This window comes from Flavobacterium indicum GPTSA100-9 = DSM 17447 (genome assembly GCF_000455605.1).
Lineage (GTDB): Bacteria > Bacteroidota > Bacteroidia > Flavobacteriales > Flavobacteriaceae > Flavobacterium > Flavobacterium indicum.
Genome location: NC_017025.1, coordinates 1,625,286 through 1,638,181 on the forward strand (window position 1 = coordinate 1,625,286; position 12,896 = coordinate 1,638,181).

A 12,896-nucleotide genomic window follows, 5' to 3' on the forward strand; every position below is an offset into this window, starting at 1 on the left:
GTTATAAATCCGTAAAAATGATCAAAAACAACAAAATTTCCGACATATTCTTTAGAACATTCAGACGTTTTGAATTGTTTTTTATGAAAGTTAAAACCATCGTTGGCCCAAGACAATTTATTTATATATCAAGTGTTTTAGTCGGACTTTCAGCGGCTTTAGCTGTAATTGTATTAAAAACATTTGCCCATTCTGTTTATAAGTTTTCTCAATATTTAGACGGAATCTTACATTTACCTTACAGTAACAGTACCTTACCAATTATAGGTATTTTGCTGACTGTTTTAGTAATCAAAAAAGTATTAAAAGGAAGTATTGATAAAGGTACTTCACAAATTATGTACGCAGTTGCTAAAACTAGAAGCGTGATTCCGTCTAAACAAATGTATGCCCAAATCATAACTAGTTCCTTAACTGTTGGTATGGGTGGTAGTGCCGGTTTAGAGTCGCCTATTACTATAACAGGAGCTGCCTTTGGAAGTAATTATGCTTTAAATTACCGCTTAAGTTATAAAGACCGAACCTTATTACTAGCTTGTGGAGTTGCTGCCGGAGTTGCTGCGGCATTTAATGCTCCCATTGCTGGAGTTTTATTTGCTATTGAAGTTGTTTTAGCAGAAATAAGTATAACTGCATTTACGCCTTTAATTATTAGTGCCGCCACGGGTGCCATCGTTTCGTCTATTGTTTTAAAGGAAGACATATTATTCAGTTTTAAACAAATATATGAGTTTGAAAACAGAAACCTTCCTTATTATATTTTATTAGGAATATTGTCTGGTTTTGTATCTATTCATTATGCTCGGAATTTTAGACGAATTGAAGCTTTTTTTGCTAAACGAAAAACGAATAGTTTTAGAAAAGCATTAACTGGTTCTATTGTATTAGGGATACTTATTTTCATTTTTCCAACGCTCTTTGGTGAAGGGTACGAAAGCATCAAATTATTAGCTGATAATCAACCCGAAAAATTAGTTAATAATTCAATTTTTGAAGTCTTTAGTGATAAAAAATGGGTTTTATTATTATTTATTAGTGCAACATTACTAATTAAAGTTTTTGCTACGGGGATTACATTGGGTTCTGGAGGCAATGGTGGTAACTTTGCTCCTTCCCTATTTGTTGGTTCCTATTTAGGGTTTAGTGTTGCCTATTTTTTTAATTACATAGGAATAACCAAATTACCAATTGGAAACTTTACTTTAGTTGGAATGGCAGGAGTACTAAGTGGTTTATTTCATGCGCCTCTAACTGCTATATTCTTAATTGCAGAAATTACCGGCGGTTATGGATTAATGGTACCGTTGATGTTAGTTTCTTCTATTTCGTATGCAATTTCAAAACGATTTGAGCCTTATTCGTTTGACATTAAACATTTGGCCGATCGAGGAGAAGTTTTTACAGATGATAAAGATAAAAACATATTACAATCCATTGATTTTAAACGATTGATTGATACGAAATTCAGCCCTGTAAAAGACTCCAAAACATTAGACGAATTAATTGAGAAAATTAAAAATTCTGATGATGTTTTATTTCCTGTATTGAATGATAAAAATGATCTTATTGGATTAATTCATTTAGATGATGTTCGACCAATCATTTTTTCTGCTTTTAAAATCAAATATACTTCAATACACGAAGTAGTTCAGCCCATAAAAACAGTTATTCAATTCAATGATACTGTTGATGTTATTATGGATAAATTTGAAACATCCCAACAAAGTATTTTACCTGTAATTCAAGATAAACAATTTATTGGTTTTTTACATAAATCCGATATCCTAGAAAAATATAGAGATCGTTTAAAAGAAATTATAATTGAATAAATCTACTAATTTTACAGAATACACTATTTTTTTCAATTCCTAAACTTAATAAATTTGAAATTACCATTTGAACCAGTAATTTTCGGAATTCATATTAATATTCACTTAATTTTAGAGTATTTAGCATTTTTTTTGGCATTTAGATACTACGTTTATTTGCAGAAGCAAAATCTTGATACTATTCCAAAAATAAATAAACTTTCTATAATACTTGGTGCCATGATAGGTGCATTTTTAGGTTCAAGAATTTTTGCCATACTTGAAAATCCTTTTATGCCAACAAATTTTTCAAGTCTTATTAGCTTTTTAAATTCAAAAACCATTATGGGTGGTTTGTTTGGTGGACTTTTGGGTGTAGAAATTGCTAAAAAAATTATTGGGGAAAAACAATCTTCAGGCGATTTGTTTGTTTTTCCTATAATTCTTGGAATTTTTATTGGAAGAATTGGATGTTTTTTATCCGGAACAAATGAATTCACTTATGGAAAAGAAACTTCCTTTTTTCTCGGAATGAATCTTGGCGATGGAATACCTAGACATCCTATTGCACTGTATGAATTAATTTTTCTCTTTTTTTTATTTATTTTTTTACAAAAGCAGAAAACTAAAAAGTTAAAAGCGGGATTATTATTCCAATATTTCATGATTGCATATTTTACTTTTCGATTGTGTATAGAATTCTTAAAACCTAATGTGTTTTTTATTTGCGGATTGAGCACTATTCAACTTTTATGCTTACTTTGCTTACTATATTATCATAAAACAATTTTAATTTTATTTAAAAATGCCCGTTAGAAATTACACCTATTACGACTATACTTTAAGCCTTTGTCCTGAATGTTTAAAACGAATTGATGCCAAAATTGTTTTTGAAAATGATAAGGTTTATATGCTGAAACGTTGTCCTGAGCATGGAAAATCTAAAGTTTTAATTGCAGACGATATTCAGTATTATAAAAACATAAGAAATTACAACAAACCTTCTGAAACGCCTTATAAATTTAATACTAAAACAGATTATGGATGTCCTTATGATTGTGGTTTATGTCCCGATCACGAACAACATTCTTGTTTAACGGTAATAGAAGTTACTGATAGGTGCAATTTAACTTGTCCTACTTGCTATGCAGGTTCATCTCCAACTTATGGCAGACATCGTTCGTTAGATGAAATTAAAAGTATGTTGGATACAATTGTATTAAATGAAAAAGAACCTGATGTAGTTCAGATAAGCGGCGGTGAGCCTACCCTACATCCTGATTTTTTTAAAATTTTAGATTATGCTAAGTCGCTACCAATTAGACATTTAATGCTAAATACCAATGGAATCAAAATTGCAAAAGACAAAGAATTCGCAAAACAACTTAAAAGCTATTCGCCAGATTTTGAAATTTATTTACAATTTGATTCATTTGAAAATTCAGTTTTACAAGAATTAAGAGGTGCTGATTTATGGGATATTAGAAAGAACGCCATTGAAAATTTAAACGAATTAAATTTGTCAACCACATTAGTTGTAACCTTGCAAAAGGGACTCAATGACAACGAAATTGGAAAAATAATAGATTTCGCTTTGCAACAAAAATGTGTTAGAGGGGTAACATTTCAACCCACACAAATTGCCGGAAGATTAGAAAATTTTAATCCAGAAACTGATCGAATGACTTTAACTGAAGTAAGAAGAAAAATTTTGGAACAAACTACAATTTTCAATCCTGATGATTTATTACCAGTCCCTTGTAATCCAGATGCTCTAGTTATGGGTTACGCTTTAAAATTAGATAATTCTGTTTTTCCTTTAACAAGATACATCAATCCGAATGACTTGTTAGACAATAGTAAAAACACAATTATATATGAACAAGATAATGTTTTAAAAGAAAAAATGATAAACTTGTTCAGCACTGGAAATTCCGTAGAAGTTGCTGAAGAAAATTTAAAATCAATTATGTGTTGTTTACCTAATATAGATGCACCTAATTTAGGTTACGACAATTTATTTAGGATTATTATCATGCAATTTATTGATGCTTATAATTTTGACGTAAGAGCAATTAAAAAATCATGTGTTCATATTGTTAATAAAGACAATAAAATTATTCCATTTGAAACGATGAACTTGTTTTATAGAGATGATAAACAAATTAAATTAGAAGAATTAAGAAACAATATAAAATTTTAAATATGATAGCATTAGAAGTAGGAAATTTAGATGGTTTATTAATTATCATATTAGTAGTAATGTTTGGTCCTCCTTTAGCTTTAACACTAATAGGATTTCTTATCAAGAAAGAGTCACCTAATACTGCCAAAACATTTTTTATTTTTGCGACGCTCTATTTGATTGTAGGTTTAGGTATTTGCGGCTCAATGCTAACATGATAAAAAAACAAAGACCTGACAGGTTTAATAACTTGTCAGGTCTTTTTAATGTTGCTTTATTATATTTACACTCTAACGATATTAGCACCTAATGCTCTTAAACGCTCGTCAATTCTTTCGTAACCTCTATCAATTTGTTCGATATTTTGAATGGTACTTGTTCCTTTAGCCGACAAAGCAGCTATTAATAATGAAATCCCAGCTCTAATATCGGGTGAAGACATGGTAGTAGCTTTTAGTTGCGATTTAAAATCATGTCCCATTACCACTGCTCTGTGAGGATCGCACAACATAATTTTAGCCCCCATATCAATTAATTTATCTACAAAGAATAAGCGGCTTTCAAACATTTTTTGGTGGATTAAAACATCCCCTTTGGCTTGAGTAGCAACTACTAATACAATACTTAATAAATCGGGAGTAAATCCAGGCCATGGCGCATCAGCAATGGTTAGAATAGATCCATCAATATCGGTTTTAACTTCATATCCATCTTTATGAGCAGGAATATAAATATCATCGCCTTTTTGTTCTAATGTGATACCTAATTTTCTAAAAACATTTGGAATCTGACCTAAGTTTTCCCAACTCACGTCTTTAATCGTAATTTCACTTCTTGTCATGGCAGCTAGTCCAATCCAAGAACCAATTTCGATCATATCTGGTAAAATTCTATGCTCACATCCACCTAATGAATCCACTCCTTCAATCGTTAATAAGTTAGATCCAATACCTGTGATTTTCGCACCCATTGAATTCAACATTTTACACAATTGTTGTAAATACGGTTCACAAGCGGCATTGTAAATTGTTGTTATACCTTCAGCTAAAACAGCTGCCATTACAATATTAGCAGTTCCTGTTACGGACGCCTCGTCTAACAACATGTAAGTCCCTTTTAATTTACCTTTAGATTCAACACCATAAAAATGTTCTTCTTTAACATATCTAAATTTCGCTCCTAAATTTATAAAACCTTCAAAGTGAGTATCTAAACGACGACGACCAATTTTATCTCCTCCTGGTTTAGGAATAAATCCTTTTCCAAAACGAGCTAACAACGGTCCCACAATCATTATTGAACCTCTTAATGACCCACCTTCTTTTTTAAAAGCATCGGTTTCTAAATAATCAACATTTACTTCATCAGCTTGAAAAGTATAATCTCCGGGTGCATTTTTTTTAATTTTTACACCTAAGTTTCCTAGTAATGCAATTAATTTATTAACATCAATAATATCTGGAATATTCGTAATTCTAACTTTTTCTGAAGTCAATAATACAGGGCATAAAACTTGTAACGCTTCATTTTTGGCACCTTGTGGCTGCACATCTCCTTTTAAGGGCTTTCCGCCTTCAATTTTGAATGTTCCCATTTAGTTATTGTTATTTTTTCTGTTATTATTTTTTTGATTTTGATTTTGATTATTTTTTGGCTTAAAATTTTTATTATTATTCGAATTATTTCTTTGCCCTTGATTTTGATTATTTTTTGAAAAAAACTGCGTTTTATTAGACTGTTTTTTATTTACTTTCATCAAATTTTGTGAGGTAGACAATTCTTCATCTGTTTTCAATAAATTTAATTGTCCATTAGATAACTCATATAAATGTTCAAAAATTACTTCATCGGTAACAGTTTCTTTATTCCAACTTAAGTAACTTTTTTTCATATGATTTGCAATCACAATAATTAAAGCATTTTTCAATTCGCTATCTTCCCATTTGCAAGCCACATCAATCATGTATTTGATGTTATTTCCATAAAAACGGTATTTAGGAAAATTTTGAGGGTAAGGTAAACGTTCCGGTTTTAGTGTAATCACGTCTCGTGTTGGAATTGGGTAAGGTGAATCAACATCGATTTTAAAATCGGACATAATGAACAACTGATCCCATAATTTATGCTGAAAATCAGGCACATCTCGTAAATGAGGATTTAAAGTACCTAATACTGAAATTATATATTTTGCTCCTTTATTTCTTCTTTCTCTATCTTCAATTTTTGTAACTTCATCAATTAACTTTTGAACATGTCTACCATATTCTGGTATAATTAAATGATTACGTTGCGAATTGTATTCTAAATGTTGAATAGATTCCTCTGATTGATACGTCATATTACAATGATATAATTCCTTCTATTGTTGATAATTCTTTATATTTTTCAATTACATGATCTGCATTATTCATTATCACTTGAATTGAAACACTTGTATATTTTCCTGTTTTTGATGTATGTGTTTCAATTACAGCACCTAAATTATCAAATGCATTTTCAACTTTTTCAATTTTCTCTTTATTTGTTGGAACAATAAATTTATACAAATAATTGGAAGGCCATTGTGTTGACTCTTCTAATTCACCTTTTAATCTAATATAAAATTCCTCCGTTTTTTTATCCATCATTTAAAAGTATATAAAACCACAAATATACAGTTATAAACCATTAATTAAAAATAATAAATAGGAAAGAAATTAGAAACGTTTAAATAATTTCAAAAAAATAGTATTTTTGGCCTTTTTAGTAGAAAAATGAATAAAAAAATTATATTATTAATTGGTGGACCAAGTTCTGGTAAGACCACCTTAATTAATCATCTTGAAGAAGAAGGTTATATTTGTTATCCAGAAATATCAAGGGAAGTTACGTTAAAAGCCAGAGAGCAAGGTATTGACCAACTTTTTTTAACCAATCCAATGCTTTTTAGTGAAATGCTTTTGGATGGAAGAATAGAGCAATTTGAAAATGCTTTAAAGGAAGAAAAAACGGTTTTCATTGATAGAGGAATCCCTGATGTGGTTGCTTATATGGATTTTATTGGTGATACATATCCAGAAAAATTCATTGAAGCTTGTAAAAAGTACAAATACGATAAAATATTCTTACTTCCTCCGTGGGAAGAAATTTATACTAGTGATAGTGAACGTTATGAAAGTTATGAACAAGCCATGCAAATTCACGACTTTTTAGTTGATACGTACACTAAATATGGTTATGATTTAATTGAAATACCTAAGGTTTCTGTTGAAAATAGATACCAATTTATCATTGATCATTTATAAACAAAGTAATGAATAGTGCGTTAGAAGTTTTAAAAAAACATTGGAATTACGATTCCTTCCGTGTTCCTCAAGATGCCATTATTCAAAGTGTTTTAGAAGGAAATGATACCTTTGCATTGCTTCCAACTGGTGGCGGAAAATCAATTTGCTTTCAAATTCCAGCCTTATTAAAACCTGGACTTTGTTTGGTAATTTCTCCTTTGGTTGCTTTAATGAAGGATCAGGTTGAAAATTTAAAAAATAGAGACATTAAAGCACTCGCTTTGGTTGGTGGTATTTCATTTGAAGAAACCAGTCAATTACTAGATAATTGTACATTTGGAGGTTATAAATTTTTATATGTTTCACCAGAACGTTTGCAACAAGATTGGATTTTAGAACGTATCAAACAATTAAACATCAATTTAGTTGCTATTGATGAAGCGCATTGTATTAGTCAATGGGGACATGACTTCCGTCCTGCTTATTTAAAAATCAGCAATTTAAAAGAACATTTTCATGTACCTTTTATTGCTCTAACTGCAACAGCTACTGAAAAAGTACAAGAAGATATTTGTTCACTATTACAATTTAAAAATACAAAAGTTTTTAAAAAATCGTTTAACCGATTCAATTTAGGTTATCATGTTATCTATACAGAGGATAAAATAACTAAATTAAAACAGATTTTTACAAAAAATCCTCAGCCTTCCATAGTTTATGTTCGCAACAGAAAAGCTTGTTTAGAAATTAGTAAACAATTAAATGAATTAGGTTTTTCTGCAACGTATTATCACGGCGGACTAAAAAGTAAAGAAAAAACACAAAATATGCAATTATGGATGGAAGAAAAAGCATTCATAATGGTTGCCACCAATGCCTTTGGAATGGGAATTGACAAGCCCAATGTAAAAACTGTAATTCATCTTCAAGTACCAGAAAATATTGAAAATTATTATCAAGAAGCTGGAAGAGCTGGTCGAAATGGTGAAAAAGCGTATGCTCTTTTATTAACTCACGAATTTGATATCAAAAAAACAAGAGAACAATTTATCACTTCTTTACCCGATAAATCTTTTTTAAATAAAGTTTATCATGCTTTAAATAATTATTTTCAAATTGCTTATGGCGAAGGTACTGGAACAATCTTTACTTTTAATCTACAAATATTTTGTCAAAAGTATAATTTCCCTGTTTCTAAAACTTTTAGCTGCATTCAGTTTTTAGACCGAGAAGGTATTTTAACATTTAATAATGAAACTAACGATAAAGCTCAAATTCAATTTTTAATTGAAAGCCGTGAAATAATTCGATACATTAGTTTAAATCCTAAAGACGAGCCAATTATAAATGCTATCCTAAGAACTTATCCTGGTATATTTGAACAACTAACCGCAATAAATACAATTTTAATAGCCAATAAATCAAATACAACTGAAGAAACTATAATTGTTCTTTTGCAAAAGTTACAACAACAAGACATTATTGAATTACACTTATTTTCAAACGACAGTAAAATTATATTTAACGAACCTCGAGAAGACGATTATACAATAAATAGAATTAGTAAACATTTAAACAATCAAAATCAATTAAAAATTGAAAAATTTGAAGCAATTCTTGCGTTTGTAAACGATAAAAAAACGTGTAAATCAGTTTTAATTTCGAACTATTTTGGTGAAGAAAACGAGACAGCATGCGGAATTTGTTCTACTTGTTTACAACAAAAACAAGATAATCTAAAAGATAGTACTTCAGTCATTACGAATTTACTTCAAAAAAGCGCAATGACTTCACAAGAATTACAACATAGTTCACAACTATCAAATGAAGCACTTATCTTTGCACTTCAAACACTATTGGAAAATGATATAATTTTCTTAAATCAAAATAAAAAATACCAAATTAAGTAATGGAAAAATTAAAAATTATATTCATGGGTACACCTGATTTTGCAGTAGGTATCCTTGATAGAATATATACTGCAGGATATGAAATTGCAGCTGTAATTACAGCACCAGACAAACCAGCAGGTAGAGGTCAAAAGGTATCAATTAGTGCGGTGAAAGCCTATGCATTAGAAAAACAATTACCTTTATTACAACCAACAAACTTAAAAAATGAAGATTTTTTAAACGAACTTGCATCTTATCATGCTAATTTACAAGTAGTTGTTGCTTTTAGAATGTTACCAGAAGCTGTTTGGAAAATGCCAAAATACGGAACATTTAATCTGCATGCTTCATTATTACCTCAATATAGAGGAGCTGCACCAATTAATTGGGCTATTATTAATGGAGAAAAAGAAACAGGCGTTACTACTTTTTTTATTGATGATAAAATTGATACTGGTGCCATGATTTTAAGTCGCTCTACTCCTATTGATGAAAAAGAAAATGCTGGAACTTTACATGATCGTTTAATGCAATTAGGCGGAGAAACTGTTTTAGAAACTTTAGCTTTAATTCAAAATGGTGAAGTAAAAACGGTTATTCAACCAGAAAATGACGATTTAAAAACGGCTTACAAATTAAATAAAGAAAACTGTAAGGTCAATTGGTCAAAATCGGGAAAAGAAATACATAATCAAATTAGAGGACTATCACCCTATCCGGCTGCTTGGACCTATATCAAAGATGGAGAAAACGAATGGAATGTAAAACTATATGATGTTGAATTTATTCAAGAACAACATACAGAAAAGATAAATAGTATTCATACCACCAAAAAAGAAATGAAAATTGCTTTAAAAGATGGATGGTTAAAAGTACACAGTTTACAATTTCCAGCCAAAAAAAGAATGTTGACTCATGAACTTTTAAACGGTATTCAATTCAGTTCGCAAGCCCATGTTTTATAGTAATTCCTACGAACTCACTAGGTTTTTCATCGGATTTATTAACATTTCATCGTATTTATCAACATTTTTTGTAAAAATACGTGTAAATACTTGCACAATTCAATGATAATTCTAAATTTGTAATAGAAAATTAAGTTTAACCCAATTTAAATAACATTAATTATGAACAAATCAGAATTAATCGATGCAATGGCAGCTTCTGCTGGAATTACTAAAGCTGCTGCTAAATTAGCTTTAGAATCATTTTTAGAAAGCGTTGAAGGAACGTTACAAAAAGGTGGAAGAGTTTCATTAGTAGGATTTGGTTCTTGGTCAGTTTCTAAAAGAGCTGCAAGAGAAGGTAGAAATCCTCAAACTGGTAAAACTATCAAAATCGCTGCTAAAAACGTAGTTAAATTCAAAGCAGGTGCTGAATTAGAAGGATCAGTAAACAAAAAATAATTCGATATAATTTTTTGAAAAATAAAGAAACCTCTCAAATTTGAGAGGTTTTTTTTGTTATTTATCGTAAAAATTTGTTTTTCTGACTTTTTTTAACTATATTCAAATCAAAATTGAAGCTTATATGATATCAATGTTACCCAAAAAAGGTTGTCTGCTTGTAGCAGAACCATCTATTTTAAATGACATTTCTTTCAATAGAGCGGTCATATTATTAACTGAACACAATCAAGATGGTAGTGTAGGTTTTATTATTAACAAACCTCTTACCCATACGATTAATGATTTAATCCCTGAGATTAACGCAAGTTTTATTATCTACAACGGTGGACCTGTGGAACAAGATAATTTGTATTTCATTCATAATGTTCCTAATTTAATTCCTGATAGTATCGAAATATCTAATGGAATTTATTGGGGAGGAGATTTTGAAATCACAAAAAATCTAATCAATGAAGGAATTATTTTAAAAGAAAATATTCGTTTCTTCTTAGGTTATACGGGTTGGGAAACGGATCAACTGGAATACGAACTTGAAGAAAATTCATGGATTATTGTAGAAAACGAGTTAAAAGAAAAAATTATCGGGAAAAATAGTCAAAACTTCTGGAAAGAAAAAATGAATCAATTAGGTGGTGATTACCTATTGTTTTCTAATTCTCCCGAAAATCCTTCTCTTAATTAAGCAAACAATTTAATTCCTCTAATAACTGAGTTGCAAAATCATTAACATACATTTTTTTTCTATACTTAGTTATAGGCTGAATACCTATAATAACATTTGTTAAAAATAATTCATCAGCTTTTTGCAAATCAAAAGGTGAAATTGGTTTTTCTTCAAATCTTATATTCGTATTTTTACTTATTAGTTTAATTATTTGTTTTCTTAAAATGCCATTTTGGCAACCTTCTGAAATTGGAGGCGTACTAATTACATCTCCCATTTTCATAAAAATATTTGCCTGAATTGCTTCTACTATATTTTTATCTTCATTAATTAATAAACAATTTTGATAATCATTTTCTTTAGCAAAAATTCCAGCTAAAGTATGTATCATTTTATTGTTAGTTTTTATTGTTGATAACAAGTGCTTACTCAAATGAAAATCTTTAAACAATTCAACTTCATAAGGTTCATTTGAAAAAGAATAAAATGTGTTATTTAACTCATTGGCCATAATAACAAATTTTACATCATTTGAATTTGGCGTGTAATAACCTTCCGAATCTCTAAAAACAGTGAATCGTACTCTTGCATTTACAAATTTTAATGCTTGTAATAATGATACTATTTGCTCTTCAAAATATTCCATTGTCAATAACATGGGAATTTCCATTCTACAAATTCGCATGGAAGCCATTAATCGCAAATAATGTTCTTCTAAAAAAACAATTTTTGAATTAACGATTTTCACCGTTTCAAAAACTGCATCTCCAAATAAAAACCCTCTATTAGTTTCAATATATAAAGCACTATTGTCTTGTAGTGTACCGTTAAAATTAATCATAAAAAATCCCGATAAAAATCGGGACAAATATACTTTATAATTTAGACTAAACCGAACCAATTACGTGTTTTAAATCGGAAATTAAATTTTCCCATAATAATTTTGATTCATGAATTTCTTCCGGCTCAGAAAAATCAGTCACAATTAAAGAAACATCTTGTGTAATTTCATCCACTTGAATTTTCATTTCAAAGAAATATTCCGTGTCATTTCCATCTTCATCAAGCCATCTAAACTTAACTTTTTCTCCAGATTTTTTAGACGCTAATTTGGCTTTTTCTTCAGAGTCATCCCACATAAAAGTGTAAAATTCCCCTCTAGAATTAACATTATCCGCAAACCATTCAGATAAACCTGATGGAGTTAGCATATATTGATACAATAATTGCGGTGAAGAATGGATGGGGAATTCAAGTTCATATTTTACTTTTTGCTTCATTTTTTTCTTTTTTTAGCTTTTTTACACATTAAAAATCTCAAAATTAAAACTAATTAGCTAAAATTCAATATTTTAGATTTACACGTATTAAAAGTATTAATTTTTGAGCAAAATATAAAAAAAGTTTAATTAATTACACAAAATTTCAATATATTTTTTAACAGAAAAAAAAGTATATTTTTTTTTTAAATATATTTGGAAAGTACTGAATAAGTGCTATATTTGCACCCGCATTGAGACAGATGCGAGACCAACAAAAATGGCGAGGTAGCTCAGTTGGTTAGAGCGCAGGATTCATAACCCTGAGGTCACGGGTTCAACTCCCGTCTTCGCTACGAGTTTTAAAAAATCGAAAAGTTAGATTTTAAGCAGGATTAGAGCTATTTAATCCT

The 12,896-nt window shown here is 29.7% G+C and carries 14 protein-coding genes and 1 tRNA gene; 10 read left to right on the plus strand and 5 right to left on the minus strand.

Annotated features, from left to right (window positions below; all coding sequences use genetic code 11):
• Positions 1 to 17: 17 nt before the first annotated feature.
• The 4 genes from KQS_RS07385 to KQS_RS07400 are packed head-to-tail and all read left to right on the plus strand — an operon-like array spanning position 18 to position 4,211.
• Positions 18 to 1,829, plus strand: a complete 1,812-nt coding sequence (locus tag KQS_RS07385) for a chloride channel protein (protein ID WP_014388572.1) — start codon at positions 18 to 20, stop codon at positions 1,827 to 1,829.
• Positions 1,830 to 1,883: 54 nt separating this feature from the next.
• Entirely contained in the window at positions 1,884 to 2,624 is a 741-nt protein-coding gene (locus KQS_RS07390; protein WP_014388573.1) for a prolipoprotein diacylglyceryl transferase family protein, read from the plus strand.
• Positions 2,614 to 4,011 (plus strand): radical SAM protein, encoded by a 1,398-nt coding sequence (locus tag KQS_RS07395; protein WP_014388574.1) that lies wholly within the window; start codon positions 2,614 to 2,616, stop codon positions 4,009 to 4,011. Before KQS_RS07390 ends, KQS_RS07395 begins: the two co-directional genes overlap by 11 nt.
• A gap of 2 nt (positions 4,012 to 4,013) precedes the next feature.
• Positions 4,014 to 4,211 carry a hypothetical protein gene (locus tag KQS_RS07400; protein ID WP_014388575.1) on the plus strand — a complete coding sequence of 66 codons (198 nt, stop codon included), beginning with the start codon at positions 4,014 to 4,016 and terminating at the stop codon, positions 4,209 to 4,211.
• A gap of 65 nt (positions 4,212 to 4,276) precedes the next feature.
• Here the strand turns inward: KQS_RS07400 and murA are convergent, their stop codons facing one another.
• Genes murA through KQS_RS07415 form a run of 3 tightly spaced genes read right to left on the minus strand, consistent with a single transcriptional unit; the run spans position 4,277 to position 6,617 of the window.
• Entirely contained in the window at positions 4,277 to 5,587 is a 1,311-nt protein-coding gene (murA, locus tag KQS_RS07405) for a UDP-N-acetylglucosamine 1-carboxyvinyltransferase (RefSeq protein ID WP_014388576.1), read from the minus strand.
• The gene (locus KQS_RS07410; RefSeq protein ID WP_014388577.1) at positions 5,588 to 6,331 is read right to left on the minus strand and encodes a DUF4290 domain-containing protein; all 744 of its coding nucleotides are present in this window, start codon (positions 6,329 to 6,331) and stop codon (positions 5,588 to 5,590) included. It lies immediately after the preceding gene.
• Between the two features lies 1 nt (position 6,332).
• Complete coding sequence (locus KQS_RS07415; RefSeq protein WP_014388578.1) at positions 6,333 to 6,617, minus strand: DUF493 family protein; 285 nt, start codon at positions 6,615 to 6,617, stop codon at positions 6,333 to 6,335.
• Between the two features lie 129 nt (positions 6,618 to 6,746).
• On the opposite strand from KQS_RS07415, the gene KQS_RS07420 reads away from it, so the two are divergent.
• The 5 genes from KQS_RS07420 to KQS_RS07440 all read left to right on the plus strand — a co-directional run bounded on the left by KQS_RS07420 (position 6,747) and on the right by KQS_RS07440 (position 11,242).
• Positions 6,747 to 7,277 (plus strand): AAA family ATPase, encoded by a 531-nt coding sequence (locus tag KQS_RS07420; RefSeq protein ID WP_014388579.1) that lies wholly within the window; start codon positions 6,747 to 6,749, stop codon positions 7,275 to 7,277.
• Between the two features lie 8 nt (positions 7,278 to 7,285).
• Complete coding sequence (locus KQS_RS07425) at positions 7,286 to 9,169, plus strand: RecQ family ATP-dependent DNA helicase (protein WP_014388580.1); 1,884 nt, start codon at positions 7,286 to 7,288, stop codon at positions 9,167 to 9,169.
• Positions 9,169 to 10,116, plus strand: a complete 948-nt coding sequence (fmt, locus tag KQS_RS07430) for a methionyl-tRNA formyltransferase (RefSeq protein ID WP_041252037.1) — start codon at positions 9,169 to 9,171, stop codon at positions 10,114 to 10,116. The genes KQS_RS07425 and fmt overlap by 1 nt, the downstream gene beginning before the upstream one ends.
• 162 nt (positions 10,117 to 10,278) lie before the next feature.
• Positions 10,279 to 10,557 (plus strand): HU family DNA-binding protein, encoded by a 279-nt coding sequence (locus KQS_RS07435; protein ID WP_014388582.1) that lies wholly within the window; start codon positions 10,279 to 10,281, stop codon positions 10,555 to 10,557.
• Positions 10,558 to 10,681: 124 nt separating this feature from the next.
• Positions 10,682 to 11,242 (plus strand): YqgE/AlgH family protein, encoded by a 561-nt coding sequence (locus KQS_RS07440; protein ID WP_014388583.1) that lies wholly within the window; start codon positions 10,682 to 10,684, stop codon positions 11,240 to 11,242.
• Here KQS_RS07440 and KQS_RS07445 read toward each other — a convergent pair.
• Positions 11,235 to 12,065, minus strand: a complete 831-nt coding sequence (locus KQS_RS07445) for an aminotransferase class IV (RefSeq protein WP_014388584.1) — start codon at positions 12,063 to 12,065, stop codon at positions 11,235 to 11,237. The genes KQS_RS07440 and KQS_RS07445 overlap by 8 nt on opposite strands.
• A gap of 46 nt (positions 12,066 to 12,111) precedes the next feature.
• Entirely contained in the window at positions 12,112 to 12,504 is a 393-nt protein-coding gene (locus KQS_RS07450) for an START-like domain-containing protein (RefSeq protein WP_014388585.1), read from the minus strand.
• 261 nt (positions 12,505 to 12,765) lie between these two features.
• Between KQS_RS07450 and KQS_RS07455 the strand changes: the two genes are divergently transcribed.
• Positions 12,766 to 12,839: transfer RNA gene (locus KQS_RS07455), tRNA-Met, on the plus strand.
• Positions 12,840 to 12,896: the final 57 nt, after the last annotated feature.

Bases quoted from the DNA above. Each gene is read 5' to 3' on its own strand.
- KQS_RS07385 (WP_014388572.1), top strand. From the start codon at position 18: ATGATCAAAAACAACAAAATTTCCGACATATTCTTTAGAACATTCAGA.
- KQS_RS07395 (WP_014388574.1), top strand. From the start codon at position 2,614: ATGCCCGTTAGAAATTACACCTATTACGACTATACTTTAAGCCTTTGT.
- KQS_RS07400 (WP_014388575.1), top strand. From the start codon at position 4,014: ATGATAGCATTAGAAGTAGGAAATTTAGATGGTTTATTAATTATCATA.
- murA (WP_014388576.1), bottom strand. From the start codon at position 5,587: ATGGGAACATTCAAAATTGAAGGCGGAAAGCCCTTAAAAGGAGATGTG.
- KQS_RS07410 (WP_014388577.1), bottom strand. From the start codon at position 6,331: ATGACGTATCAATCAGAGGAATCTATTCAACATTTAGAATACAATTCG.
- KQS_RS07415 (WP_014388578.1), bottom strand. From the start codon at position 6,617: ATGGATAAAAAAACGGAGGAATTTTATATTAGATTAAAAGGTGAATTA.
- KQS_RS07420 (WP_014388579.1), top strand. From the start codon at position 6,747: ATGAATAAAAAAATTATATTATTAATTGGTGGACCAAGTTCTGGTAAG.
- KQS_RS07425 (WP_014388580.1), top strand. From the start codon at position 7,286: ATGAATAGTGCGTTAGAAGTTTTAAAAAAACATTGGAATTACGATTCC.
- fmt (WP_041252037.1), top strand. From the start codon at position 9,169: ATGGAAAAATTAAAAATTATATTCATGGGTACACCTGATTTTGCAGTA.
- KQS_RS07435 (WP_014388582.1), top strand. From the start codon at position 10,279: ATGAACAAATCAGAATTAATCGATGCAATGGCAGCTTCTGCTGGAATT.
- KQS_RS07440 (WP_014388583.1), top strand. From the start codon at position 10,682: ATGATATCAATGTTACCCAAAAAAGGTTGTCTGCTTGTAGCAGAACCA.
- KQS_RS07445 (WP_014388584.1), bottom strand. From the start codon at position 12,065: ATGATTAATTTTAACGGTACACTACAAGACAATAGTGCTTTATATATT.
- KQS_RS07450 (WP_014388585.1), bottom strand. From the start codon at position 12,504: ATGAAGCAAAAAGTAAAATATGAACTTGAATTCCCCATCCATTCTTCA.